Here is a 25,797-nt window from a genome sequence, read left to right as displayed (position 1 = left end):
CAACGGCCGTAGTGACCACAGGAGCCGCAGCAACTACAGGAGTTGTGCAGGCCGGAGTACCTCCGGAAGCGACTCTTGACGCTCACATGCCACCGCCGAAAGGATGCCCGGATCACCCACCGGGCCCGTCGCGCGCCGACGGGCCGCCCGACGACCCCGGGGATCCACCTTGGCCCTGCGCCCCCTGCTCCGCCGGACCGACTCCCGAACGCCGGCCCCCGGCCGCGCCGAGTCCCGGCCGCCCATGTCCCGTCCGTCCGCGGCCCGAACTCCCCTGCCGCGCCGCGCCGCCGGACTCATCGGCGCCGTCGCCCTGTCCCTGGCCGGCACCCTCACCGCCGCCGCTCCCGCCCACGCCGACTTCGGCAGCGACTACCACGACCCGACCACGGCCACCAAGCCGCTCACCCGCCCCGACACCCGCTCCTGCACCGTCGACGTGATGCACGACCGCGAGTTCCGCAACGGCTACGGCAGCCCGCCGGACACCCCGTACACCGCCACCCTCACCCCGCCGGCCGACTGCGCCGGCCCCTGGTCCTCCGTGGTCCTGGACCTCCACGGGCAGGTCGCCGGGCGGCAGTTCGACCGGATCTTCAGCGTCCGCATCGGCGGCGTCCAGGTACTGCTGTCCTCCACCCCGGAGCCGTCCAAGGACGGCATCCAGTGGAACGTCGAACGCGATCTCACCCGCTACGCCCCGTTGTTCGAGGCCGGACCGCAGCCCTTCTCCTTCGACCTCGCCAACGTCACCGACACCACCTACACCGGCGTCTACAAGATCTCGGCGAGCCTGACCTTCTACACCGCCAACGATCGCTGGCCCGCCGCCCGAGGCGCGGACCGGATCCTCACCACCGGCCCGTTCGCGCTCACCCAGACCGCTCCGAGCACCGGCAGGGACCTCACCTTCCCGCAGAACCTGGAGCGCCTGACCGCCGAGGTCTACGCCCGCGGCGGCGGCGCCTGCGAGGAGTTCGCGTACGCCTCCGCACCGGACGCCTTCGTCACCGCCAACCCGTCGGTCGGCGCCTGCGGCAAGGGACCGTTCCGCGAGCTGCGGCTCACCGTGGACGGCCGGGTGGCCGGCGCGGTCTGGCCCTACCCGGTGATCTACACCGGCGGCTGGGACCCGCTGCTGTGGCGGCCGGTCCCGGGCGTCTTCGCCTTCGACCTGCCCGCCTACCGGCTCGACCTCACCCCGTACGTCGGCCTGCTGCTCGACGGACGCCCGCACAGCCTCGGCATCACGGTCAACGCGGCCGAGGCGCAGAGCAACGACGTCTGGACCGGTCAGGTCAACCTGTTCGCCGAGGTCGACCACGGCACCGCCCGCACCTCCGGGCAGCTCACCGAGTACCGGGTCGCCCCCGAGGCGGCCGTCGGCACCGAGCTCACCGACCACGGCGGCGGCAGCGGCGACTGGACCGTCACCGCCGCAAGGCACGACCTCGCCCGCGGCTGGGTGCAGACCTCGCACGGCCGGATCACCACCGAGGTCCGCGACGACCTCGCGTTCAGCTCCGCCCAGCAGCTGCGCGACAGCGGCAACGACGTGACGCTGCACAACGGCACCGACCTCACCCGCACCACCGCCACCTGGGGCGGCGGGCCGCACCGCACCACCACCGTGCACGAGGGTGAACCACTGGACGTCACCTACGAGGTGATCCACGACGCCGCCGGGAACACCGACCAGAACACCGCGATGGACCTCGGCTACCACCGCGAGGCCACCACCTCGACCGGCAACCACGTCACCGAGCGCTCCACCGTCGACCACACCCTGCGACCCACCGCCCGGCGCCACGACGGCGACCGCACCGTCCGCACCGGCGGCAGCACCGAGGACTACCGCAGCACCGGGCCGGACGGGCCGTACCACCGGACGCTGAGCTTCGTGGACGGTTGGCCGAAGCCGTGAGCGGCAGCCGAGGCTCCGGACGGCGACCGAGCGCCGCATGCGGCGGCCCGAGCCGCGGGGCCCGGGCACACCGGTTCCCGACTTGCGAAATTTGCCCGAATTCGAGCCGTTGACCCTGGCGCACACGCCGGGGGAGGCGCATGATGGGAGATGGACCTGCGAGGTAGCTGAAGGCAGTTCGACCGCAGGAGGCAGTGGCGACAGGTCGAGACGGATCAGGGTCTGCCGCTGGTACCTCGGTCGACGATCGAACTACCGGCCTTCGAGGACATCATGTCCGGAGGAGGCCACCCCCGCCTCGCAGGTTCCGCGCGTCCACGGAGCATCCCCTCGGCTCCGTGGACGCGCTCGTGCGGACGTGACCGCGCGGGCGGACCCTGCGGACGTGGCCGCACGGATGGCCGCTACTGCGGCACCGGGTACCCCATCTCCCAGGCGTGCACCGCGATCCCGACCCGGTTCGCCACGCCGAGCTTGCGCTGGATGCTGGCCACGTGGGTCTTCACCGTCCCCGCGGAGATGAACAGTTCGGCCGCGATGTCGGCGTTGGTACGGCCCGCCGCGACGTGCCCGGCGATCTCCACCTCCCGCTCGGTCAGCGCCGCCACCGGCGCGGCCGACCGCGCGGGCCGGCGCGGCGCCGTCACGTGCCTCAGCAGCCGGACCGTGACCGACGGGCTGATCAGGCTCTCCCCGTCCGCCGCCGCCCGCACCGCCTCGGCCAGCAAGGAGGGGCCGGAACGCTTCAGCAGGAACCCGGACGCGCCGTGCTGCAGCGCCGGGTAGACGTACTCGTCCAGGTCGAAGGTGGTCAGCACCACCACCCGCACCGAGCCGGACAGCCGCCTGGTCACCTCCAGCCCGTCCATCCTCGGCATCCGGATGTCCACCAGCGCGACGTCCGGTCGCACTTCGGCCGCCAGCTCCAGCGCGGCCAGCCCGTCGACGGCCTCACCCACCACCTCGATGTCCGGCTGGGCCTCCAGGATCCGCCGCACGCTGCGCCGCACCGCCTCCTGGTCGTCCGCGATCAAGACCCGGATCACCCGCGGACACTCACCGTTCGCACTCGTCACGCCCGGCAGTCTTCCGCACCACCCGGTGCGCGGGAAAGTTCACGCCGGCGGTCCGGCGCGGTTCACCTCCGTCCGGTGAGGCTGGCCGCCATGAGCGCTTCCAGCGGACGTCCCCCCGCCAGTCACCTCGCCAGCCCGTCCGGCAGCCCGCTCGCCGACCCGTCCGGCCGCCCGCCCGCCGGCCGCCCGTCCGTCAGCCGGTGCGGGCTCCTGGCCGGGGCGACCGGCCTGAGCCTCGGCGGCGCCGTCTACCTCTCCGGCGTCGCGGCCACCCCCGCCGCCGCCTCCCCGCTGCTGTGGGAGCGGCCGGGCTGGGCAGGCGCCCCGCGGGTCGGCGGACTGCACCTGCAGTTCGGCTCGGACGCCTCGCGCCAGGTCGTGGTCTCCTGGCACACCACCTCCTCCGTCTCCAACCCCCGCGTGGTGTACGGGACCTCGCACGGCGGCTTCGGACGGACCGAGCAGGCCGAGACCCGCACCCACCGGGACGCCATGCCAACTCCGGCACCGAGGCCCAGGTGCACCACGCCCGGATCACCGGCCTGCGGCCCGACAAGGACCACGTCTACGCCGCCGTCCACGAGCGAGGGGGCGCAGGCAGGCGGCCCGGGGGCTCCGGCCTGCGCCCCGGCCGCCGGGTCCTGACACCTACATGTGCGTCCACCCGCCGTGGGCGAGGAGCCCGATGGGGCCCGCCGCGAGCAGCGCGGCGGCCACCGTCCCCACCGCACCGCGGTTCCGCCGGCCCGTGAGCAGCAGCATGACGCCGGACGGGAAGGCCAAGACGAGCAGCGGCAGCGGGATCAGGACGAACGGGATCGAGCACGCGAACCCGATCCCGAGCTGGAGCCAGCCGACGCCGAGACAGGCACGCCGGAACCCCGGCTCGCGCGGTACGGCCAGCGGCAGCAAGGTCATCCCGAGCCACCCGCCGAACAGGACCCAGAACCAGCCGGCCTCCCCCCGCCCGGCAACGGCCCACGGCACCCCCGCGACACCGGCCAGCGCGACGAGCACCCGTCCGCTGGGCCCGACCCGCCCCCGCACGGGCTCCGCGCGCGGTCCATCCGACCGGTCGAACAGCTCGGCCTCGGCCGCATAGCCGGGCTGCGCAGGCAGAGACTCGCTCATTCGATACCCCCGAGCAGAGCTTTGAACGCGTTCAGGATTGAACGCGTTCAACTTAGCGCTCCGCCCATCCCCGCGAACACCCGGGGTACGGGTCGCCGCTACCTCCCCGGCAGGACGCAGCACACCTGCCAGCCCGACGGGTCGAGCGGGCCCGAGGTCAGGGTGCCGCCGTGCGCGGCAGTGCGGGCCGCCAGGCCGGCCAGGCCGGTGCCGCCCGCGCCGGGGCGGCGGCGCGGGCGGAGCCCACGGGTGGCCGGCCCACCCGTGTCACCGACGGTCAGCCGTACCGCGCGGCCGTCCGGTTCGGGGGCCACCCGGACCGTCACCCCGGTGGCCCGCGGGGCGTGCCGGCGGACGTTGGTCAGGGCCTCCAGGACGACGGCGTACGCGGTGGCCTGGGCCTCGGCGGTGAGCAGTCCGGCGGCGTCCGGCGCGAGGTCGACGGTGGCGCGCGGGCCACCCTTCGTGCCGAAGCGGGCCACCAGCTCCGGCAGATCGGCCAGGCCCAGACGCCGCGTGGTTCCGGCCGCCTCCTGGTCCTCGCGCAGCGCGCCCACCATCTCGTCCATCGAGTCGAGCGCGCGCAGCCCCGCCTCCTCCAGCCGTCGCAGCAGCGCGGCGGTCTCCTCCGCTTCCTGGCCCGGGAGTTGGCCGGCCTGGGCCTCCAGCACGATGCCGGTGATCTCGTGGGCGACGAAGTCGTGCAGCCCGCGCGCGACTTCGAGCCGCTGCTCACGCCTGGCCCCGGCCACGGCCCGCTCCCGGCGGGCGTCCAGGACGCGCAGGTAGAGGCTCGCCCCGGCGACCCCGAGCACCGGCAGCAGGGAGAACAGCACGCCGCCCACTAGGCCGGCCGCGCCGCCCTGGGGCATCCGGAGGGCGAAGCGCAGCGGCAGCACCACGGCCGCGAGGCCGACCAGTGCGCCGATCGGCCCGGCCCAGCGGTCGGGCAGCCTGCGGAGGGCTCGGAAGAGCACGCCGATCAGCGCGAGCCATTCGAACGGCACCCAGAACGCGGGCAGTCGGTACGGCCCCGGGTAACACAGGTCGACCAGCAGCGAGGCTCCGGCGGCCGCGCCGGCCGCGGTGGCGAGCGTGATCCGGCCGAGCGGCCACGGCAGCAGCGCCACCACCGCGGCGAGCACGGCCGTCAGGGCGAGCAGCAGCGCCGCCCCGCGATCTCCCGGGTGCGCGAGCGCGGCGGGCGCGAGCAGCAGGAGGGCGGCGGTGACGGCGGGCCAACGCCGGAGCCGGTCGGGGCGGATCGGTGGATCGGTACGCACACCGCCGAGCCTACGGGCAGCTCTCCCGGGGGAGGCGGGGATCCTCCCCGCGATGGAGACAACTCCCCTCTCCAGCGGGAGGTTCGCCCCGCCCGCCCGGGCCAGAATCGATGCCGTCGGAACAACCCCGCACAGGAGGGCGAACCACCGTGAACCGCCGCCCCGCCGTCACCGCAGCCGTACTCTGTCTCCTGGCCGCGACGGTCGCCACCTCGACCCCGGCCACCGCCGGGGAACCGGCCCCCACGACGAAGGGGCTGACCCCCGCAGGGAAGCCGACCCCCATGGGCAGACCGGTCCCTCCGGGGGCGCCGACCGCCGCGGGCAACGCGTCCGTGAGCCTGCACGGCACCGGCGACACCGTCCTGGACTCCAACTTCAGCACCTTCGAGGGCGATCCCGTGCAGTTCACGATCGACGCCCGCGCCGACGCCCTCAAGCCCTCGGAGACCACCCGCGGACACTTCCACGTCCGCCACGTGCACACCGACGGCCGGCTGGTCGCCGACTTCGAGGGGGACATCACCTGCCTGGCCGTCGGCGGCCGGGAGGCCATCGCCACCGGAGTGGTCACCAAGGGCGAGGTGCCGTGGTTCCCGGGCGAACCGGTGGTGGGGCAGAAGGTCGCGCTCTCGGTCGAGGACCACGGTCGGCACGGGGACCGGATCGGCTGGGTCTGGGGCTTCTTCGGCGCACCGGTCGCGGACTGCCAGGGCACGGTACCGTTCATCCGCACAACCGGTGGCGACTTCACCGTGCGCGGCTGACCACCGCCCGAACACCACCCGACCAGGGCCTTCCGGCACCCGGCCGGGCCGGGTGCCGCCATCCGCCCGATCACCCGGATCCCTGGAGGCCCCGATGCTCCCCGACCGCCCGACCGCCCCCGGGCCGACCGAAGCCGGCGCGGGGTCCAACGACCACACAGGGGAAGGCCGTTGAACCCCGCGCCCCAGCACCCGTCGATCGGTCACGGGAGGGGCCCGGCCGGGGGGAGGCACCCCGACTACACCCGGCTCGCCTCCGTCGGCCCCTACTTCGCCCTCGACACCTCGGCAACCACCACCCCGCCGCCGGGCTTCCGCCCCCTCCCCGAGCTGTACGGCACCGGCCCGGACGCCCCGCTCGCGGCCCGGGTCCGGATGGTGGCGCAGCGCCTGGGCACGACCGAACTCCGGGTCGCCGCCTCGATCCTGCACCTCGGCCTGGCCGCCCGCTTCTGGTCGGTGGGCCTGGGGTCGGCCGTCCTGCTGGGGACGGTCCCGACGCTGGAGTGCGCCTGGGTACGGATCCCGGACCAGGGGCCGATCGACCTCTGGACACCACCCGAACCGGCCCGTCCCACCTCCGAGAGCCTCGTCGATCAGCTCCATCGGGCCGTCCTGATCGGCCAGTTGGAGCCACTGGCCGCAGCGGTGCGCGCCGCCGTACCGCTCTCGGCGCGACTGCTGTGCGGCAACGCCGCCTCGGCGCTGGCCGGCACGCTCAGGGTGCTGGACAGCCACGCAGCGGGCCCGGCCCGGGAACTGGTCGCGCAGCTACTGGACCGTCCGCCTCTGACGGGTTCCGGCACGCTGCTCACCGGCCCGCGCGGGGCGGCTTTCCGGCGGACGAGCTGCTGCCTCTACTACCGGATCGGCCCGGGCGCGGGGCTCTGCGGGGACTGCTGCTTCACCCGGCCACCGGCCCGGCGGCAGTAGAGCGGACCAAGAGCGGGATCAAGAGCGAGGTCAAGAGCAAAGGAGCCCGCGCCCGGCGTGTCCAAGGCCGGGCGCGGGCCGCCGGTCCCCACCCGGCGCGATGCCCGTGGCGCCGGGTGAAGTCTTCGAGGTCCCTGCGGTCGTACGGTCCTCAGACCGCGACCGCCTCCTCCATCTCCTCCTCGGCCTCCACCGACACCTCCGACGACGTCCCCACCGACGCCCCTGCCGAACGGCGTCCGCGGCCCTCGTACATCGCCGCGGCCACCAGGGCCGCCCCGCCCAGCAGCAGCCAGACCGCCAGGGTCAGTACGTGACCGCCGAGCCCGGCCCCGCCGTCGAAGTACATGATGCTGCGCGCACCCTCCAGGTAGCCGGCGCCGGTCCAGAAACCGTGCAGGGCCCCGAAGAACCCGTTCTGCAGCTCGGGCCGGTAGATGCCGCCGGAGGAGGTGAAGTTGAGCATCACGAACAGCACCATCAGCGCGAGCGTGGTCCACTTCCTCAGGAAGCTGTGCAGACCGATGCCGATCAGGACTATGCCCGCGGAGTAGAGCCAGCCGAGCGCCCAGATCGCGGCGTAGTCGTGGTCGACGACGTGGAAGACCGGCCCGGCGGTGACGATCCCGATCACGCTGACCACCAGCGAGACCGCCACGCCGACCAGCGCCCGGATCCGCAGGCTCAGTCCGGCACCGGCGGCGCCGATCGCCGCGACGCTGGCGTAGGAGCCGATGCTCAGCGCGACCAGCAGGAAGAACAGGCCCTGGCCGGTCGGGTCGCCCTTGGCGAGGGTGGTGAGGTCGGTGACGTGCAGCGGCACGCCCTGCTTGTCGGTGACGTTGGTGAACACCGCCCTCGCGGCCACCACCGAGGTGTCCGAGTTGCCCTTGGCCACGATCAGCTCGGGGCTCCTGGCGTCGGGCACGAAGGCACCGACCAGATCGCGGTCGCGCAGCTGCTGCTCGGCGGCGGCGCGGTCGTCGACGGTGCGGACGTCCAGCGAGTCGCCGGCCTTGCCCTGGATCGCCTGGGCCAAGCCGTGCGCCTGGGGGCCGGAGCCGACCACGGCGACCTTGAGGTGGTGCGGTTCCGGCTGGTGGAAGGCGCCCTGGTAGGCGAGGGCCATGCCGAGGCACATCAGCAGCGGTGTGAGCAGGTGGACGGCGAGGTGCTTGAGCGAGTGCCCCAGCGTGGGCGCCGCGGCGGTGGTCTGGGGTGTGCTCATGGCGTTCGTACCGTCCTCCGGTGAAACTTCCGATCAAGGTGGCAAATGCAACCAATGCGGGTGGCAAATGCAACCATCTATGGATGTAGCTTACAACCATCTGCTCTTGACCGGAAGGCCGAGCGGCCGCTCAGCCCAGCTCGAACACGCCGTACGAGAAGCCCTCCGCCCGCAGTTCGCCGTCCACCACCCGCACGCCCTGCACCTCCAGCGGCCGCACCGCACCCACCGCCCCCACGCCGCCCGGGTCGCCCGCCAGACGGACCCTCCCCGGCTCCCGGCGCGGGTTCACGACGACCAGGTACCGCCCCGACCGGACGTAGACCAGCGGGTACCCGGCGTGCCGCACCTCCACCCCGCCCGACGAGCCCAGCCCGGGGTGGGCGCGGCGCAGCGCGATCAGCCGCCGGACGGTGTGCAGCAGCGACGTCGGGTCCGCGCGCTGGGAGAGCACGTCCGGGCGCCGCGGGTCCGGGTCCACCGGAAGGTAGAACCGCTCGGGGGCCGCGGCGGAGAAGCCGGCCGAGGGGCCCGGCGTCCACTGCATCGGGGTCCGGGAGCCCGCCCGGTTGTAGCGCGGCCCGAGCACGCTGCCCTCGACGTCCGGCAGCCCGGGCAGGTAGCGCATGCCGATCTCGTCTCCGTAGTACACCGCGGGCAGGGTCGGCCAGGTGAACAGGAAGGCGAAGGCGGGGGCGAGTTGCTCGCCCGAGCGCGGGCCGGCGGCGAGCCGTGAGAAGTCGTGGTTTGCGGTGGGCAGGACGATGTGCCCGTTGCCCTCGGTGAGTTCGGCGGCCGAGCGCCAGGCGTCCAGGAAGGTCTGCGGGGTGCCGCGCCCCTCGGCCTCGAAGTAGCACGGGCCCTGCTGCCAGAACTCCTCCACCGTGCCGCCGCCGTTGTTCCACAGCGAGCGCAGTGGGAGGCCGTGGTCGTCCCCGCCGAAGTGCAGGAAGAAGTCCGCGTGGAATCCGGCCGAAACGGCGGCGGCCGGCTCGCCCCACTCGGCGAGGAGCGCGGCCCGGGGGTGGGAGCGGTCCAGCCAGTCGCGCAGTTCGGTCCAGAGCTTGGCGGTCTCGACCCGGCCCGGGTCGTCCTTGACCAACGAGTACGCCATGTCCACCCGGAAGCCGGCCACGCCGAGGCCCAGCCAGTGCGCCATGATCCCGCGCAGCGCCGCCCGGTTGGCACGCGGGCCCTCGGCGTCCACCGGCTGGCGCCACGGCTCCTCGGAACTGCCACGCGCATAACCGAAGTTGAGTGCCGGCTGACAGTCGAAGAAGTTCGGCAGGTACCAGCCGGGGCGGCTGCCGGGCGAGGCGACGAAGCCGTCCACCTGCCGGTCCGACCAGATGTAGCGGTGGTCGGCCGGATCCTCTGCGGCCGCCTGGAACCAGGGGTGGCGGTCGGAGGTGTGCCCGGCGACCAGGTCGAGCAGGATGCGGATGCCCTTGCGGCGGGCCGCCTCGACCAGCGCGACCAGGTCCTCGGTGCGGCCGTAGCGCGGGGCTGGGATGAGGTAGTCGGTGACGTCGTATCCGGCGTCGCGGAACGGCGAGGCGAAGCAGGGGTTGAGCCAGACGGTGTCCACGCCGAGCCAGGAGAGGTGGTCGAGGTGCTCGGCGATCCCGGCGAAGTCGCCGATGCCGTCGCCGTCGGAGTCCGCGAAGGTCTGCGGGTAGATCTGGTAGAGGACGGCGTCGGCCAGCCAGTCGGGGCCGGGGCGGGTCGAGGTCATGGGGTGGGTCCTCCTACCGGGTCCGGGGGCCGTGAGGGCCGAGAGCCGAGGGGCCGGGCTGAGCCGGGTGCCACCGATTCTCGTCCAATCCCGGCCGTCCCGACAGCCCTCCTCGCACCTTCACGGAACCACCGCCGTACCCGCGCGCACCCCGCCACCCCAGCACCCCGCCCCTGTCGCCCCTCGCTAGGCCCGCGCCGCGCACGCCCGGGTGAACTCCCTGGCCCGCCGGGTGATCTCCGCCCAGTCCGCCGCCTCGACCGCCGCCGGCGGCACCACGTCCGTGCCCGCGCACACCGCGATCGCCCCCTGCGCCAGGAACTCGGCCGCGTTGCCCGCGTTCACCCCCCCGGAGGCCACCAGCGGCACGTCCGGGTACGGGCCGCGCAGGTCCCTGAAGTACCCGGGGCCGAACGACCGGGCCGGGAAGATCTTGACGGCCGCGGCGCCCAGGTCGACCGCCCGGGCCACCTCGGTCGGGGTGAGCGCCCCCAGCACCACCGGCACCCCGCGGGCCCGCCCGGCCCGCGCGACCTCGGGCCGGCAGCCGGGGGTGACCAGGAAGGACGCCCCGGCGTCGATCCCCCGCTCGGCCTGCTCGGCGGTCAGCACCGTCCCGACCCCGACCCGCCACCCGGCTCGGGATGCACTGACCAGATGGTCCGTCACGTCGGGCGTGGTGTACGTGAATTCGGTGAAGGTGATGCCGCCATCGGCGAGTGCGGCGCACAGCGCGGCGGCGTCCGGGATCCGGGGTGCGCGGACCACCGCGATCACCGGGTCGTCCCACAGCTCGGGAAGATCGCTCATCGGGCCAGAGTCCCTCGGTCGGTGCGGCGCAGGGCGCGCCCGGGCCGGGCGCCGGTGGTGCGACCCTGCCGGACGACGGCGGTGCCGTTGACGTAGACGTACTCGATGCCCTCGGCGGGCAGCCGGGGCTTCTCGAAGGTGGCGGCGTCCCGGACCCGTTCGGGGTCGAGGAGCACCAGGTCCGCATGGAAGCCGGGGGCGATCCGGCCGCGTCGGTCCAGTCCCAGCCGGGCGGCGGGCCGGCCGGTCATCCGGGCGACCGTCTCCTCCAGGGTGAGCACGCCCAACTCCCGGCAGTAGTGGCCGAGGTAGCGGGCGAAGGTGCCCCAGGCCCGCGGGTGCGGCCGGGCACCGACCAGCAGCCCGTCGCTGCCGACGGTGTGCGCCGGGTGGCGCATGACCGCCCGGACGTTCTCCTCGTGCCCGACGTGCTGGAGCACCGTGGTGCCCAACTCGTCCTGGCGCAGCAGGTCGAGGAAGGCCTCCGTCCCGCTCCGCCCCTGCTCGGCGGCGAGCTCGGCGACCGTCCGGCCGACCGCCCCGGCGAGCCGCTCCGAGCGGACGCCGGAGATCTGGATCGTCGCCCAGTCCGCGACCACGCCGTGGTAGCCGTCGCTGCCCCGCTCCTCCATCGCGCACCGGATCCGCTCGCGGTCGGCCGGGTCGGCGAGCCGGGACAGGGTCGCGCCCGGTCCGCCCTCGGTGGCCCAACTGGGCAGCAGGGCGGCCAGTGTGGTGGATCCGGGGAGGTAGGGGTAGCTGTCCAGGGTGAGATCGACACCGTCGGCGAGCGCCCGGTCGACCAGCTCCAGCAGTTCGCCGGCCCGGCCGCGGTTCACACCGAAGTTCATCGTGGCGTGGGTCAGGTGCAGCGCACAGCCGGACCGCCGGGCGATCTCCACCATCTCCGCGTAACCCTCCAACGCGCCGCGCCCGTAGGATCGTTGGTGCGGCGCGTGAAAGCCTCCGTAGGCCGCGGCCACGGTGCACAGCTCGACCAGTTCAGCGGTGTCCGCGTACATCCCGGGGGTGTAGCTGAGGCCGCTGGACATGCCGACCGCGCCGTCCAGCAAGCCCTTGGCCAACTCCTGCCGCATCCGGTCGAGTTCGGCCGGAGTCGGCGGGCGGTTCTGCCAGCCCACGGCGAGCATCCGCAGCGAGCCGTGGGGGACCAGGTAGCAGGCGTTGACGGCGGGCCCGGTGCGGTCGATCCGGTCCAGGTAGCCGGCGACGTCGCGCCAGTCCCAGTCGAGGCCCGCCGGATCGCCGTTCCAGCCCGCCAGTTGGCGGCGCAGCGCGGGCAGGGTGGTGTCGTCCACCGGGGCGTAGGACAGGCCGTCCTGGCCGAGGACCTCGCAGGTGACCCCCTGGGTGACCTTGGCCGGCTGCTCGGGTTCGAGCAGCAGGGCGAGGTCGGAGTGGGCGTGCATGTCGATGAAGCCGGGAGCGAGCACCAGCCCGTCGGCGTCCACGGTCGACGGCCCGTCCAGGCCCGGGCCGATCTCGGCGATCAGGCCTCCGGCGATCCGTACGTCGGCGCGGTAGCGCTCGGCGCCGGTCCCGTCGACGACCGTCGCCCCTTTGAAGACCGTGTCCTCGGAGACCGCGGCCCTGCCCTCGGAGACCGGGGCTCTCTCCGCCTCGGCCATCAGAAGAACGTCCTGACCAGTCCGGTGACCGCCGGCTCGGCCGCGTCCGCGGAGTCCAGCACCGGAAGGGCGGTCCACTTGTCGAAGGCCGTGCACGGGTGCGAGACCCCGAGCCGCACCACCGCGCCGATCGGCGCGAGGTCGCCCGCGCCGCGGAGGAAGGCGTGCTGGTCGTTGAGCGCGGTGATCCGCACCGCCGTTCCCGTCAACTCCCCTTCGCCGCGGACTCGTTGCGGCGCGGGCAGGCCCTCGTCGAAGGGCAGGTCGCGCTTGCCCGCGTCCAGCAGCGCCAGGTGCGGCTCCGGCCGGGAGACCACCCGGGCCCAGCCGTGCAGCGCGCCGCGGAACGGGGTGTCGCCGCCCCGGCCGAGCGGCGAGATGCCCTGGTAGAAGCCGTCGTCGTGGGCGATGTACGCACCGGAGCGCAGCACCACCAGCGCCTCCGGCAGGGCGGCCAACTCCTCGACTACCAGGTCGAAGTAGGCGCTGCCACCGGCCGAGACCACCGGCCGGGCGCCGCCCGGGTAGCCGCCGGCGAGCCGGCCGTGCAGCTCGCCGAGCGCCTTCAGGTAGCCGCGTACGGCGGCCAGCCCGTCGGCCGCGGCATCGTGCGCGAGGGCGCCCTCGTACCCGCCGACGCCGGCCAGCCGCAGGGTGGGCGCACGCAGCACGGCGGCGGCGACCTCGACGGCCGCGTCCACTCCGCGCACGCCGGTCCGCCCGCCCGGACCGCCGAGTTCGACCAGCACCTCGACCGGCCGCTCGGTCCCGGCGGCGCGCAGCGCCTCGTCCATCAGCCGTACGCCCTCGGTGGAGTCGGTCCAGCAGAGGAAGGCGAAGCCCGGGTCGGCGGCCAGTTCGGCGGCGAGCCACCCGAGTCCGGCCGGGTCGAGCAGGGTGTTGGCGAGCAGGATCCGCTGGACGCCGAAGGCGCGGGCGACCCGCACCTGCGGCACGTTGGCGAGGCTGATGCCGTGGCTGCCGGCGGCGAGTTGGGCCTGCCAGAGTTCGGGCGCCATGGTGGTCTTGCCGTGCGGGGCGAGGGCGACGCCCGCCTCGGCGCACCAGTCGGCCATGGTGCGGACGTTGTGGTCGAGCGCGGCACCGTCGAGGGTGAGCAGCGGGGTGCCGAGCGAGGAGAGGGTGGGCCCGGTGGCGAGCCAGTCGCGGACGGTGTGCCCCCAGCTCTCCGGCGGGGCGGCCTTGAACCGCCAGTCGAGGGTCTCGTCGGCCAAGGCCGCCACCGCCCCTTCGGCGATCCCCGCCCCGGTCGCGCTGCTCGCGAAGGCACTGCCGCCCACCGGAGCGCGGTCGCCCGAGAAGGTCTGCTCCACCGTCATCCTCCGTGCATCGCGTTGCAACATGTGCAACGAGAGTTGCACATGTTGGCAGCACGGTTCTAGCATCGGCGCCGGATCACGGTCAACGGAACCGACTGCCACCAGGAGCCCAGCAGATGCCGCGACAGGAAACCCCGGGCCCGACCCGCCCCGGGCCTCCCCCGACGGCCGTCTGCGTGGGCGAGTCGATGGCCGTGCTGCTGCCCGACCGCCCGGGCCCGCTGGAGGCCGTGGAGAACTTCCGGCTGTCCGTCGGCGGCGCGGAGTCCAACGTGGCCGGGGCACTGGCCGCGCTCGGCGTGCCGACCGCCTGGGTCAGCCGGGTCGGTGGCGACGGCTTCGGCCGCCGGCTGCTCGCCGAGCTCGCCTCCCGCGGCGTGGACGTCTCGGGCGTCACCGTCGACCCGCACCGCCCGACCGGCCTCTACCTCAAGGAGGTCGGCGGCGCCACCGGCCACCGGCACGACCTCGGCCCCGGCCGCAGCCGCCTGCACTACCACCGGCGCGGCTCCGCGGCCGCCGCGCTCTCCCCCGCCCTGCTCGCCGATCCGGCCACCGCCGCCCTGCTGGCCGGCGCCCGCCTGCTGCACCTGTCCGGCATCACCGCCGCGCTCTCCGACGACTGCCTGGCCCTGCTGCGCGCCCTGCTCGCCGACCGCCGCCCGGACCGGCTGGTCAGCTTCGACCTGAACTGGCGGCCCGCGCTCTGGCAGGACCGTGACCCGGCCGTGCTCCCAACGCTGCTGGACGCCGCCGACCTGCTGCTGCTCGGCGCCGACGAGGCCCGGGCCGCCTTCGGCACCGACGAGCCCGCGGCGCTGCGCCGTCGATTCCCCTCCCCCGCCACCGTGGTGGTCAAGGACGCGGCCCGGGTGGTCACCGCCCTGGAGCGGGACGGCACCGCGGTCGCCGAACCCGCCCTGGCCGTCGAGGTGGTGGAGGCCACCGGCGCCGGCGACGCCTTCGCGGCCGGCTACCTGGCCGGTACCCTCCGCGGTCTGGACCAGCGCAGACGGCTGCGGCTCGGCCACCTGGGCGCGGCCTGCGCGCTGACCGCCCACGGCGACCAGGCCGAGCTGCCGCCCGTCCCGGTGGTGGCCGCGCTGCTCGACGCCTCCCCGGCCGACTGGGCGGCCACCCGGATCACCGCCGGGGGCATCACCTCCCCGGCCCTGCCCTCCGGCCGGGCTAGCGGCTCGGCACCGGCCGGGCCCCGGCCGGGGGAGCCCGCCGATCCGGCCCGGGCACAATGAGCACGAACCGCAGCCACCCGACCGGAGCCCGAGCCCGATGAGCCAAACCGTCACCCGCGCCCTGCGCATCCTCGCCCAGCTCGGCGAGGGCGAGCGCTCCCTCGACCAGCTGGCCGAGGTCCTCGGCGTGCACAAGACCACCGTGCTCCGGCTGCTCCAGAGCCTTGAGGAGGAACGGTTCGTCTACCGCGACGCGGCCTACCGCTACCACCTCGGCGCGGGCCTGTTCGCCCTCTCCGGCCTCGCCCTGGAACAGCGCGGCATCCGCCGGATCGCCGCCCCGCACCTCGCCGAGCTGAACTCCGCCACCGGCCAGACCGTGCACCTGGCGGCCTACGAGGGCGGCGAGGTGGTCTACATCGACAAGTTCGACTCCCGTCACCCGGTCAGGATGTACTCCAGGATCGGCCTGCGCGCCGCCCTGCACAGCGCCGCCGTCTCCAAGGTGCTGCTGGCCGACCTCCCGCTGCCCGAACGCCGCCGCGTGGTGGCCGGGATCGACTTCACCCCGCACACCGAACGCACCCTCACGACGCCCGAGGCGCTGCTCGCCGAGCTGGAGCAGGTCGCCGCCCAGGGCTGGGCGCAGGACCACGCCGAGCACGAGGCCTTCATCAACTGCGTCGCCGCCCCGATCCGGGACGCCACCGGCCGGGTCGTCGCCGCCGCCTCCATCTCCGTCCCCGACGTCGTCCTCCCGTACGAGCAGGTGCTGGACCTCCTCCCGCAGCTGCTCGCCGCCGCCCGCGCCGCCTCGGCCGACTGCGGGCGCCCCGAGGACTTCTGACGTACCGCCGCACATCGACAAGGAGCACCATGCCCCCCGCGTCCTCCGACAAGACCGAGATCCGCACCGACGGCGCCCCCGCCCCCGCATGGACGTTCTCCCAGGGCGTCCGCAAGGGACCGATCCTGCAGGTTTCCGGCCAGGGCCCGCAGGACCCGGCGACCGGCGAGTACCTCCACCACGGCGACGTGAAGGCCCAGACCCGCCGCACCCTGGAGAACGTCAAGGCCGTCGTAAAGGCGGGCGGCGCCGGCATCGAGGACGTGGTGATGTTCCGCGTCTACCTCACCGACCGCGCCGACTTCCCGCTGATGAACGAGGCCTACGCCGAGTTCATCGAGGAGAACATCGCGCCGGGCGGGGTGAAGCCCTGCCGCACCACCGTCTTCGTCGAACTCCCCCAGGAGCCCATGCTGGTGGAGATCGACGCCCAGGCCGTCATCGCCTGAACCGCCACCGGCACCCCCGGGGGCCCGGACGCCGCCACGGCGCCCGGGCCCCGCCGCTTGCCACCCCTTCGCGCGAATATTAGGTTAGGCTCACCTAACTACAAGGAGGTCCGTCCATGAGCCAGCAGAGCGGCGACGCCGAGGTGCCCGAGCCCACCACCGCCGACCGGGTCCACAACCTGCTCAGCGCGGCCTCCTCACTCACCGTCCGGGCCCTCGGCGAGCACCACGACCTGGACACCCCGGTCTCCGTCCACGGCTCCCGGCTGCGCCTGCGCGCCCCGCTGGACGCGCCGCTCACCGCGGCGGCCGCCGGTGCCACCGACGGCCTGGCCGTCGTGCTCGACGTCACCGACGTCTCCCCCGTCGCCGTCCGCGACCGCGTCCGCGCCCGGCTCACCCTGGCCGGCCGGCTGCATCTGGCCCACCTCGCCGACGACGGCCTGAGCGTCCACCTGGGGGTCGACGTCGCCCACGCCGTGCTCGCCACCCCGTACGGCACCGGCGCGCTCACGGCCGCCGACCTCGCCCTCGCCATCCCGGACCCGCTGGCCCGCCACGAGGCCGCACTGCTCACCCATCTGGCCGACGACCACGCCGACGCCCTCGACCTGCTCACCGGGCTGCTCGACCCGGCCCTGCTCACCCACCGCCCCGCCGTGCGACCGCTCGCCCTGGACCGCCACGGCCTGGTGCTGCGCCTGGACCACTCGCACGGCCACCGCGACGTCCGCCTGGTTTTTCCCGAACCCGCCCGCGACACCGAGGACTTCGGCCACCGGATGCACGAGCTCCTCACCGCGGCCCAGCACGGCCTGCCGGCCCACCGGAGCTAGGCGCACAGCTCCGGCCGCGGTCGCCGACGGCGAACGAGCAGGTGGCGGCCGGCCCTTGGAAGACCGTCACCGCCCCGGGGCCCGACCGCCGCCGCCCCGGCCGGCGCATACCGGCCCCGAGCTTGTCCCATCGCAGGAGACAGCCGGGGTGACGCCACGCTCGAAGCACCGAACGCCGCGGGGCCGAAAACGGCAAGGGCCGGCCCGGCTTCGGGGAAGATGTCCCGTGAAGCCGGGCCGGCCGTGGGCGTGTCCCGCGCCCATGTCCACTATCGCGGCGGTCATCCGGTCGAGCGGTCACCCGACATGACCATCCCGGAGGACCGTTTCGCCCCCGCGACAGCGGTGGTTCCTGAAACCCGGTGGGGTCAGAGCGCGACGCCGTGCGCCCGCAGGTAGGCGACCGGGTTGATGTCCGAGCCGTAGTTCGGACCGGTGCGGACCTCGAAGTGCAGGTGCGGGCCGGTCACGTTGCCGGTGGCGCCGGAGAGGCCCAGCTGCTGGCCGACGGTGACGCGCTGGCCGATCTTCACGCCGATCACGGACAGGTGCGCGTACTGCGCGTACTTGCCGTCCGCGAGCTTGATCTCGACCTGGTTGCCGTAGGCGCCGCCGTTGCCGGCCTGCACCACGACGCCGTTGGCGATCGCGCGCACCGGGGTGCCGGTGGAGCAGACGAAGTCCTGGCCGGTGTGGTGGCCGGAGGCCCACATCGAGCCGGCCACGCCGTAGGCCTCGCCCAGCACCGGCTTGGCCAGCGGGGCGACGAAGCCGGAGCTGACGACCTTGGCGGCCGGTGCGGCCGCGACGACCTGGGCAGCGGCGGCCTGACCGCTCATCGTGGTCACCAGCGGCAGGACGAAGGAGGCACCGGCGACGGTGGTGGCGATGCCGATGCGGGCGGCACGGGGCAGGGCGAAACGGGGCAGGGCGAAACGACGAGCCTGTGCAGGCATGGGATTTCCTCTCCGACGCCTGCGAGGTGAGCTGTCGGGTTCGGGCTGGAGTTGCCCGGCCGCATGCGCGGCTTCACCCCGAGCCGGTCCTGGACGTCCGCGCCCTGAAAAGCACGAACTCCGGTCCGGCGACTTACCTGTGGGTCCCCCGCTCCTGCCGTACAGAGCTCAGTTCGAACCACCGGGCAGCGGCAGGACTCGGCGTTCCACCCGGCGGATCCGTCCGGACTGGCCGGGCGGTCGCTGAACTAAAACTCATCCGTTCGGGGGACGCAATGTCGATCTCTCGAACCGGCAATCGACGCCCGCAACGCGGTGACCCTCCGAATGATCCGCCACACCGTACGTGCACAATCCATTCACCCCGCGCCACTGATCCGCGACCCTGCGCCGATCACCACACCCCCGCGCGACCATCCGTTCACGCACCGTCCCCGACCGACACGCCTCCCGGTGACCCTTGTCACGTGCGCCCCACGGGGCGCAGGATCGGGCCGTGACCACCTCCGAAGCCGGCTCCCTGCGCCTGGGCACCGCACGGGGACGCTGGGTGCTGCTCGCGACGGTGCTCGGCTCCAGCATGGCGATGCTCGACGGCACCGTGGTGAACGTCGCCCTGCCCCGGATCGGCACCGACCTCGGCGCCTCCCTCGCCTCCCTGCAATGGACCCTGAACGCCTATCTGCTCACCCTGGCGGGCCTGATCCTGCTCGGCGGCGCGCTCGGCGACCGCTACGGCCGGCGCAAGGTCTTCCTGATCGGCGTGGTCTGGTTCGCCGCCGCCTCCGCGGCCTGCGCCGCCTCCCCGACCATCCACGTGCTGGTCGCCGCCCGAGCCGTCCAGGGCATCGGCGGCGCACTGCTCACCCCGGGCTCGCTCGCGATGCTCCAGGCGGTCTTCCACCCTGACGACCGCTCGGCCGCGGTGGGCCTGTGGTCCGGCCTGGGCGGGGTGTCGGCCGCCGTCGGCCCCTTCCTCGGCGGCTGGCTGGTGGACGGGCCCGGCTGGCGCTGGATCTTCCTGCTGAACCTGCCGCTGGCCGCCGCGGTGATCGCCGTCACCTCCCGGTACGTCCCGGAGAGCCGCGACGAGTCCGCCACCGGCCGCTTCGACGTACCCGGCGCCCTGCTCGCCGCGCTCGCCCTCGGCGCGATCACCTACGCGCTCACCGCCGCCGGAGAGGGCCTGTCCCCCGGCGTCTGGGTCAGCGGTGTGCTCGGCCTGCTGCTCGCCGCCGCGTTCGTGGCCGTCGAGCGGCGGGCGCCCGATCCGATGCTGCCGCTCGGGCTGTTCTCCTCCCGCCTGTTCACCGCTGTGAACCTGGTCACCCTGTGCGTCTACGCGGCGTTCAGCGGGGTCTTCTTCCTGCTGGTGGTGCAGTTGCAGATCGTCTCCGGCTTCTCCCCGCTGGCCTCCGGCTTCGCGCTGGTGCCGATCACCCTGCTGATGCTCACCCTGTCCGCACGCGCCGGGCGCCTCGGCAAGCGGATCGGCCCGCGCATCCCGCTGACCGTCGGCCCGATGCTGTGCGCGGCCGGGGTGCTGCTGATGCTGCGCATCGGGTCCGGATCCTCGTACTGGGCGGACGTGCTGCCCGCCGTCGTGGTGATGGGCTCCGGGATGACCCTGCTGGTCGCACCGCTGACCGCCACCGTGCTGGCCGCCGTCGACGTGCGGCACGCGGGCATCGCCAGCGGCGTCAACAACGCCGCCGCCCGGGCGGCCGGCCTGCTCGCGGTGGCCGCCCTCCCGGCGATGGCGGGACTGAGCGGCAACGCCTACCGGGTGCCCTCCTCGGTGGACTCCGCCTTCCACACCGCGATGCTGATCTGCGCGGGCCTGCTGGTCTGCGGCGGGCTGATCGCCTCGGTCACCGTCCGGGGCAACGTGCTCGCGCCCGAGGAGCAGCCGGTGGCCGAGCCGAACTGCGACTGGCCCTGCTCCACCACCACCCCGCCGTTCGACCCCGGCCGCTCCCGGACGCCCGAGGGCCCCACCACCGGAACGGCGGCAGGGCCCTCGTCGGAGAACTGAGACTCCGTCCTACGACCGAGGCTCCGTCAGAGGATGTCGGCGGGCGCGTACTTGGCCGCCTCGGGGTAGGCCGCCGCGACGGCCTCCACCTGGCGGACGACCTCGGCGACCTGCGCCCCGGCCGCCCCGGTGAAGGAGAGCTTGTCGGCCAGCAGCGCGTCCAGCGCGGCCCGGTCCAGCGGGATGCGCTCGTCGGCGGCGAGGCGGTCCAGCAGCTCGTTCTCCCGGGCACCCGCGCGCATCGCCAGCGCGGAGGCGACGGCGTGCTCCTTGATGACCTCGTGGCCGGTCTCCCGGCCGACGCCCGCGCGCACAGCGCCCATCAGCACCTTGGTGGTGGCCAGGAACGGCAGGTAGCGGTCCAGCTCGGCCTCGACCACGGCCGGGAAGGCGCCGAACTCGTCCAGGACGGTCAGGAAGGTCTCCAGCAGGCCGTCGAAGGCGAAGAAGGCGTCGGGGAGCGCCACCCGGCGCACCACCGAGCAGGAGACGTCGCCCTCGTTCCACTGGTCGCCGGCCAGCTCGCCGGTCATCGAGGCGTAGCCGCGCAGGATGACGGCCAGGCCGTTGACGCGCTCGCAGGAGCGGGTGTTCATCTTGTGCGGCATCGCGGAGGAGCCGACCTGGCCCTCCTTGAAGCCCTCCGTCACCAGCTCGTGGCCGGCCATCAGGCGGATGGTCTTGGCCAGGCTGGACGGCGCCGCGGCCAGCTGGACGAGGGCGGTCAGCACCTCGAAGTCCAGCGAACGGGGGTAGACCTGGCCGACGCTGGTCAGCACGTTGTCGAAGCCGAGGTGCGCGGCGACCCGGCGCTCCAGCTCGGCCAGCTTGTCGGTGTCGCCGCCGAGCAGGTCCAGCATGTCCTGGGCGGTGCCGACCGGGCCCTTGATCCCGCGCAGCGGGTAGCGGGCGATCAGCTCCTCCAGGCGGCGGAAGGCGACCAGCAGCTCGTCGGCGATCGACGCGAAGCGCTTGCCCAGGGTGGTGGCCTGCGCGGCCACGTTGTGCGAGCGGCCGGCCATGACCAGCTCGGAGTGCTGGGCGGCCAGGTCGGCCAGGCGCACCAGGACGGCGACCGTACGGTCCCGGACGTGCTCCAGGGACTGGCGGATCTGCAGCTGCTCGACGTTCTCGGTCAGATCCCGGGAGGTCATGCCCTTGTGGATCTGCTCGTGGCCGGCGAGCTCGCTGAACTCCTCGATCCGGGCCTTCACGTCGTGGCGGGTGACCCGCTCACGGGCGGCGATCGAGCCGAGGTCGACCTGGTCGATCACCCGCTCGTAGTCGGCGACGGCGTTCGCGGGCACCTCGACACCGAGGTCCTGCTGGGCCTTCAGGACGGCGAGCCACAGGTGGCGCTCAAGGACCACCTTGTGCTCGGGGGACCACAGCTGGGCCAGGGTCGCCGAGGCGTACCGGGAGGCCAGGACATTGGGGATCTGGGGCTTCGCGCTCACGCTTCGCAAGCCTAACAGCCGAGGTCACGCCGGACGTCGGCGGATGGGGTAGGCTGGGCAGATTCAATGCCTGCGTCACATCAACCTAAAATCTTCTCACCGCAAGGATACCACACGAATGAACGGAACTCCAGCGGAACCCACGGAACCGGCCGCCCCCGCCGAACCCGCCGACCCGGTGCTCGCCGAAGCCCTGCGCACCGAACAGGCCCACCTCGACCGGCTCTACACCCACTTGGACGCCGCCCGGGAGCGCGCCCACCGCACCAGTGAGGGCGCCCGCCACGGCGCGGCCGCCGGCGGCACCCACCAGGTCCGGCTGGAGCGCGAGGTCCGCGCCCGCGAGGCCGCCCGCCACGCCGCCCGGCTCGGCGCGGTGGAACGCGGCCTCTGCTTCGGCCGCCTCGACGAACGCGACGGCACCGTCCACTACATCGGCCGCACCGGCCTGACCGACGAGGCGTACGAACCCCTCCTGCTCGACTGGCGCGCCCCCGCCGCCCGCCCGTTCTACACCGCGACCCCCGCCCGTCCAGGCGCCGTGGTGCGCCGCCGCCACCTGCACACCGAGGGCCGCACGGTCACGCGCCTGGACGACGAGGCGCTCGACCTCTCCGGACTGGGCGAGTCCGGCCACCGCACCCTGGTCGGCGAGGCCGCCCTGCTCGCCGCCCTCGCCCGCGAGCGCACCGGCCGGATGGGCGCCGCCGTCGCCACCATCCAGGCCGAGCAGGACCGGGTGATCCGCTCCCCGCTGCCCGGCGCGCTGGTCGTCCAGGGCGGCCCCGGTACGGGCAAGACCCTCGCCGCCCTGCACCGCGCCGCCTACCTGCTGTTCACCCACCGCGCCGCCCTGGAGCGCCGCGGCGTGCTGGTCATCGGCCCCACCACGGGCTTCCTGCGCTACATCGAGGAGGTGCTGCCCGCCCTCGGCGAGACCGAGGTGGTGCTGCGCACGGTCGGCGAACTCTTCCCCGACGTCACCACCAGCCGCACCGACGCGCCCGCAACGGCCGTGGCCAAGGGCGGCCCGTGGATGGCCGAGGTGCTCCAACGGGCTGTCGCCGCCCATCAGTCGGCGCCCGCCGAGGGCATCGACCTCGGCGACGGGCTGCGCGTCTCCGCCGGTGCCTGCGCCCAGGCCCGGTCCGCCGCCCGCGGCCTGCGGGCGCCGCACAACCGGGCCCGCGCCCACTACCTGCGCACTCTGCTGGACGCGCTGGCCATCGCCCAGGCACTCTCCCTCGGCCGCCCGTACGACGAGGAGGAGGCGCACTACGCCCCGCGCGAGCTGTGGGCCCGGGCGGAGGTCCGCGCCGCCCTCGACCCGCTCTGGCCCGCCCTCACCCCGCAGCAACTCCTCGAACGCCTGCTCACCGACGGGGAGTTGCTCGCCCAGGTCGCCCCCGAGCACACGGCCGCCCTGCTCCGCCCGCCCGGCGCGCCATGGACGGTCGAGGACGTCCCGCTGCTGGACGAGGCCGCCGAACTCCTCGGCGAGCTCCGCCCGACGGACCGAACCGGGACCGCCAACCGGACCGAGTCCGCGAACGAGGCCGAGGAGGCGGAAGAACTCGCCTTCGCCCAGGGCGTGTTGACCATCACCGGGCAGACCGACGACGTCCTCCTGGACGCCGCCGCCCTGGCCGGGCGGTTCCACGACGACGGCCCGTACCGCTCCACCGCCGAACGCGCCGGCGCCGACCGCACCTGGGCGTACGGCCACGTCGTGGTGGACGAGGCGCAGGAGCTCTCGGCGATGGCCTGGCGAGCCGTCCTGCGCCGCATACCGACCAACTCGCTCACCGTCGTCGGCGACCTCGCCCAGGCCGGATCGCCCGCCGGCGCCCGCAGTTGGGCCCAGATGCTGGACCCGCACCTGTCCGGCCGCTGGCGCGAGGAGCGGCTCACCGTGAACTACCGGACGCCGGGGCCGATCATGGCCCTCGCCGCCGCCGTGCTGCGCACGGCCGCCCCCGACCGGCAGCCGCCCGAGTCCGTCCGCCCCGGCACCGAACGGCCGCGCGCCGTCCCCGTCCCGAACGGCGACTTCGCCGCGGCCCTGGCAGAACTCCCCACCGCCGTCGGCACCTTGGGTGTCATCGCAGCAAACGGTACGGCCGCGGCCCCGGGTGCTCTGACCGTCGCCGCGGCCAGGGGCCTGGAGTTCGACAACGTCGTGGTGGTCGAGCCGGCCGCGCTGGCCCCGCGGGACCTGTACGTCGCCCTCACCCGCGCCACCCGCACGCTCACCCTGCTGCACCACCGGCCGCTGCCACCGGAACTCGCCGGAGCGCTGTGAGCACCCCGTACGGGCGGCCCGCTACTGCTGCGCGCCGCCCGTACGGCCGGCCAGCACCGGCAGGACCTGCCCGCAGATCGAGTGCAGGGCGACCCGCTGCTCGTCGGTCATCGCCTCGAAGGCCTGGTGGGTGCGGGCCATCTCGCTGCGGATCCGGCTCAGGATGTCCCGGCCCTCGGCCGTGATCACCACGATCTTCACCCGGCGGTCGCCGGCGGCGGCCTCCCGGTTGGCCAGGCCCAGCGACTCCAGCCGGTCCACGATCCCGGTCACGTTCGACGCGTCGCAGCCCAGCCGCCCGGCCAGCGCCCGCATCGGCACCGGCTCCTGCACCGCGCCCAGCGCCTTGGCCTGCGAGGAGGACAGCCCGTGCCGGGCCGCGGCCGCCGCGAAGTCCTGGAAATACGCGGCTCCGACGGCGGCCAACGCCTCCATCAGCTCGGCGTTGGTCGGTACGGTCGTCGTCGAGGTCGAACCCATGGGGCCAGCGTACGACCGAGTGCTTCAGTAACTCAAGATTTGACCACGGCAACCGTCCGCGAGCCACCTCACACTTCCACCGTTCGGAGCACGTCCTCGGCGCCGTGGGCACGCGGCCCGGGAACGGTCAGAGCACCAGCTGGTCGAACAGCCGTCGCAGCTCGGCATCCGCGTCCGCGGTCAGCCCGGTGTGCACCGGCCCCGGCTGGACCATCGCACTGCGCGGCGCGGTGAGCCAGCGGAACCGCTGCCCGGGGCTGTCCGAGGCCGCCGGACCGGCCTGCGGCCCGCCGTGGCAGACCGCCTCGATCCCCTGCAGCGCCCGGCGCACCCCCTGCACGTCCGCCACCGGGTCCAGCGCCAGCAGCCGGGCCTGGTCCAGGTGGGTGCGCGCGGCCAGGTGAGCACTCTGCCGGCAGTACAGCAGCACCCCGACGTTGACGCACTCGCCCCGCTCGATCCGCGGCACCGCCCGGATCACGGCGTACTCGTAGTCGTGCAGCTCGACGACGGCCGGCAGCCCGGCCGACGGCCCGCCCGACAGCGGCTGGTTCATGCGGGCACCTCCGGCAGCCAGTCACGCGGACCGGCCAGTCGCTCGATCAGCTGGGCGCGGTACGCGGCACGCACGTCCTCGGGCGAGTCGAAGCCGAACTCGTCCACCAGCCACACCTCGGGGATCTGCGCCACGGCGGCCTCCACCGCCGCCTCCGCGACCGGCGCGAGCGCCTTGTCCGCGGCCGCCAGGTCCGGCTGGGCCCGCAGCAGCGCGTGGTCGGACGCGTCGTACGGGCGGCGCACCCAGCCGGCCGCACCGGCCCAGTTGTGGTGGAAGATCAGGCTCGCGCCGTGGTCGATCAGCCGCAGCCCGCCGGTCGCCACCAGCAGGTTGGGGTTGCGCCAGGAACGGTCGACGTTGCCGATCAGCGCGTCGAACCAGAGCACCTGCCCGGCGAGTTCGGGGTCCACCTCGAAGCACAGCGGGTCGAAGTTGAGCGCGCCGCTGACGAAGGCCATCCCGAGGTTGGTCCCGCCGCTGGCCCGCATCTGGTCCTGGATCTGGTGGTCCGGCTCGCTGCGCGCGAGCACCGGGTCCAGATCGATCGTCACCAGCTCCGGCACCGGCAGCCCGAGCCGCCGCCCCAACTCCCCGGCCAGCACCTCCGCGACCAGCGCCTTCCGGCCCTGCGCCGCGCCGACCCATTTCAGCGCGTACAGCCGCCGGTCGTCGGCCTCGACCAGGCCCGGCATCGAGCCGCCTTCTCGCAGTGGCGTCACGTAGCGGACCGCCGTCACCTCGGGGAGCACGCCGGACAGCTTATCGGTGCCGGCCCCTTCTTCCGCCTCTCTGCCCCCATCCGCCCCG

General features: G+C 74.2%; 23 protein-coding genes and 1 riboswitch. Of the genes, 10 read left to right on the top strand and 13 right to left on the bottom strand.

The features are described 5' to 3' along the window. The first annotated feature begins 244 nt into the window (after window positions 1-244). Entirely contained in the window at window positions 245-1,924 is a 1,680-nt protein-coding gene (locus tag ACFV1W_RS06840; RefSeq protein WP_380413788.1) for a peptide-N4-asparagine amidase, read from the top strand. Window positions 1,925-2,328: 404 nt separating this feature from the next. On the opposite strand, the gene ACFV1W_RS06835 is transcribed toward ACFV1W_RS06840, so the two are convergent. After that, window positions 2,329-2,970 carry a response regulator gene (locus ACFV1W_RS06835; protein WP_380413786.1) on the bottom strand — a complete coding sequence of 214 codons (642 nt, stop codon included), beginning with the start codon at window positions 2,968-2,970 and terminating at the stop codon, window positions 2,329-2,331. 120 nt (window positions 2,971-3,090) lie between these two features. On the opposite strand from ACFV1W_RS06835, the gene ACFV1W_RS06830 reads away from it, so the two are divergent. Next, on the top strand, window positions 3,091-3,645 hold the full coding sequence (locus tag ACFV1W_RS06830) for a fibronectin type III domain-containing protein (protein WP_380413784.1): 555 nt from the start codon (window positions 3,091-3,093) through the stop codon (window positions 3,643-3,645). A gap of 3 nt (window positions 3,646-3,648) precedes the next feature. Here the strand turns inward: ACFV1W_RS06830 and ACFV1W_RS06825 are convergent, their stop codons facing one another. Together ACFV1W_RS06825 and ACFV1W_RS06820 are read right to left on the bottom strand one after the other, a co-directional pair. Then, window positions 3,649-4,131 (bottom strand): hypothetical protein, encoded by a 483-nt coding sequence (locus ACFV1W_RS06825; RefSeq protein WP_380413782.1) that lies wholly within the window; start codon window positions 4,129-4,131, stop codon window positions 3,649-3,651. Window positions 4,132-4,229: 98 nt separating this feature from the next. Further along, window positions 4,230-5,414 carry a sensor histidine kinase gene (locus ACFV1W_RS06820; protein ID WP_380413780.1) on the bottom strand — a complete coding sequence of 395 codons (1,185 nt, stop codon included), beginning with the start codon at window positions 5,412-5,414 and terminating at the stop codon, window positions 4,230-4,232. A gap of 284 nt (window positions 5,415-5,698) precedes the next feature. On the opposite strand from ACFV1W_RS06820, the gene ACFV1W_RS06815 reads away from it, so the two are divergent. Both ACFV1W_RS06815 and ACFV1W_RS06810 read left to right on the top strand, forming a co-directional pair. Continuing rightward, entirely contained in the window at window positions 5,699-6,181 is a 483-nt protein-coding gene (locus tag ACFV1W_RS06815) for a hypothetical protein (protein ID WP_380413778.1), read from the top strand. A 171-nt stretch (window positions 6,182-6,352) separates the two neighbouring features. Next, window positions 6,353-7,114 (top strand): (2Fe-2S)-binding protein, encoded by a 762-nt coding sequence (locus ACFV1W_RS06810; protein ID WP_380413777.1) that lies wholly within the window; start codon window positions 6,353-6,355, stop codon window positions 7,112-7,114. 151 nt (window positions 7,115-7,265) lie between these two features. Here the strand turns inward: ACFV1W_RS06810 and ACFV1W_RS06805 are convergent, their stop codons facing one another. From ACFV1W_RS06805 to ACFV1W_RS06785, 5 genes are all read right to left on the bottom strand, one after another. Continuing rightward, window positions 7,266-8,342: a hypothetical protein gene (locus ACFV1W_RS06805; protein WP_380413775.1), complete on the bottom strand. Its 1,077-nt coding sequence runs from the start codon at window positions 8,340-8,342 to the stop codon at window positions 7,266-7,268. 130 nt (window positions 8,343-8,472) lie between these two features. Then, the gene (locus ACFV1W_RS06800; protein WP_380413774.1) at window positions 8,473-10,077 is read right to left on the bottom strand and encodes an alpha-amylase family glycosyl hydrolase; all 1,605 of its coding nucleotides are present in this window, start codon (window positions 10,075-10,077) and stop codon (window positions 8,473-8,475) included. 186 nt (window positions 10,078-10,263) lie between these two features. After that, window positions 10,264-10,887 carry a bifunctional 4-hydroxy-2-oxoglutarate aldolase/2-dehydro-3-deoxy-phosphogluconate aldolase gene (locus ACFV1W_RS06795; protein WP_380413772.1) on the bottom strand — a complete coding sequence of 208 codons (624 nt, stop codon included), beginning with the start codon at window positions 10,885-10,887 and terminating at the stop codon, window positions 10,264-10,266. After that, a complete protein-coding gene (locus ACFV1W_RS06790) occupies window positions 10,884-12,536 on the bottom strand; it encodes an amidohydrolase family protein (protein WP_380413770.1) in 1,653 nt (550 codons plus the stop codon). Before ACFV1W_RS06790 ends, ACFV1W_RS06795 begins: the two co-directional genes overlap by 4 nt. After that, a complete protein-coding gene (locus tag ACFV1W_RS06785) occupies window positions 12,536-13,876 on the bottom strand; it encodes an amino acid deaminase (protein WP_380413768.1) in 1,341 nt (446 codons plus the stop codon). Before ACFV1W_RS06785 ends, ACFV1W_RS06790 begins: the two co-directional genes overlap by 1 nt. Window positions 13,877-13,992: 116 nt before the next feature. Here ACFV1W_RS06785 and ACFV1W_RS06780 point away from each other — a divergent pair, with 116 nt between their 5' ends. The 4 genes from ACFV1W_RS06780 (at window position 13,993) to ACFV1W_RS06765 (ending at window position 17,201) form a co-directional block, all read left to right on the top strand. Then, entirely contained in the window at window positions 13,993-15,129 is a 1,137-nt protein-coding gene (locus tag ACFV1W_RS06780) for a sugar kinase (RefSeq protein ID WP_380413766.1), read from the top strand. Window positions 15,130-15,166: 37 nt separating this feature from the next. Next, a complete protein-coding gene (locus tag ACFV1W_RS06775) occupies window positions 15,167-15,916 on the top strand; it encodes an IclR family transcriptional regulator (RefSeq protein WP_380413764.1) in 750 nt (249 codons plus the stop codon). A gap of 29 nt (window positions 15,917-15,945) precedes the next feature. Next, window positions 15,946-16,365 carry a RidA family protein gene (locus ACFV1W_RS06770; protein WP_380413762.1) on the top strand — a complete coding sequence of 140 codons (420 nt, stop codon included), beginning with the start codon at window positions 15,946-15,948 and terminating at the stop codon, window positions 16,363-16,365. A gap of 116 nt (window positions 16,366-16,481) precedes the next feature. Further along, window positions 16,482-17,201 (top strand): DUF2470 domain-containing protein, encoded by a 720-nt coding sequence (locus tag ACFV1W_RS06765; protein WP_380413760.1) that lies wholly within the window; start codon window positions 16,482-16,484, stop codon window positions 17,199-17,201. A gap of 368 nt (window positions 17,202-17,569) precedes the next feature. Here ACFV1W_RS06765 and ACFV1W_RS06760 read toward each other — a convergent pair whose 3' ends face one another. Beyond that, window positions 17,570-18,157: a M23 family metallopeptidase gene (locus ACFV1W_RS06760; protein ID WP_380413758.1), complete on the bottom strand. Its 588-nt coding sequence runs from the start codon at window positions 18,155-18,157 to the stop codon at window positions 17,570-17,572. Between the two features lie 3 nt (window positions 18,158-18,160). Beyond that, window positions 18,161-18,336, bottom strand: a riboswitch (cyclic di-AMP (ydaO/yuaA leader). Window positions 18,337-18,737: 401 nt separating this feature from the next. Between ACFV1W_RS06760 and ACFV1W_RS06755 the strand changes: the two genes are divergently transcribed. Beyond that, entirely contained in the window at window positions 18,738-20,192 is a 1,455-nt protein-coding gene (locus ACFV1W_RS06755) for an MFS transporter (protein ID WP_380413966.1), read from the top strand. A gap of 26 nt (window positions 20,193-20,218) precedes the next feature. Here ACFV1W_RS06755 and purB read toward each other — a convergent pair whose 3' ends face one another. Then, complete coding sequence (gene purB, locus ACFV1W_RS06750) at window positions 20,219-21,658, bottom strand: adenylosuccinate lyase (protein WP_380413757.1); 1,440 nt, start codon at window positions 21,656-21,658, stop codon at window positions 20,219-20,221. A gap of 109 nt (window positions 21,659-21,767) precedes the next feature. Between purB and ACFV1W_RS06745 the strand changes: the two genes are divergently transcribed. Continuing rightward, window positions 21,768-23,951, top strand: coding sequence for a HelD family protein (locus ACFV1W_RS06745; RefSeq protein ID WP_380413755.1), 2,184 nt, complete (start codon window positions 21,768-21,770; stop codon window positions 23,949-23,951). 21 nt (window positions 23,952-23,972) lie between these two features. Here ACFV1W_RS06745 and ACFV1W_RS06740 read toward each other — a convergent pair whose 3' ends face one another. The 3 genes from ACFV1W_RS06740 to ACFV1W_RS06730 form a co-directional block, all read right to left on the bottom strand. Further along, on the bottom strand, window positions 23,973-24,431 hold the full coding sequence (locus ACFV1W_RS06740; protein WP_030288381.1) for a MarR family winged helix-turn-helix transcriptional regulator: 459 nt from the start codon (window positions 24,429-24,431) through the stop codon (window positions 23,973-23,975). Window positions 24,432-24,558: 127 nt separating this feature from the next. After that, window positions 24,559-24,987: a DUF3037 domain-containing protein gene (locus ACFV1W_RS06735; RefSeq protein ID WP_380413753.1), complete on the bottom strand. Its 429-nt coding sequence runs from the start codon at window positions 24,985-24,987 to the stop codon at window positions 24,559-24,561. Continuing rightward, window positions 24,984-25,739, bottom strand: a complete 756-nt coding sequence (locus ACFV1W_RS06730) for a HipA family kinase (protein WP_380413751.1) — start codon at window positions 25,737-25,739, stop codon at window positions 24,984-24,986. Before ACFV1W_RS06730 ends, ACFV1W_RS06735 begins: the two co-directional genes overlap by 4 nt. Window positions 25,740-25,797: the final 58 nt, after the last annotated feature.

The sequence above is a fragment of the Kitasatospora sp. NPDC059648 genome, from assembly GCF_042734825.1.
Classification (GTDB): domain Bacteria; phylum Actinomycetota; class Actinomycetes; order Streptomycetales; family Streptomycetaceae; genus Kitasatospora.
The sequence above is the reverse complement of the archived record's forward strand: the minus strand, read 5'-3'. Positions and strand labels throughout refer to the sequence as shown.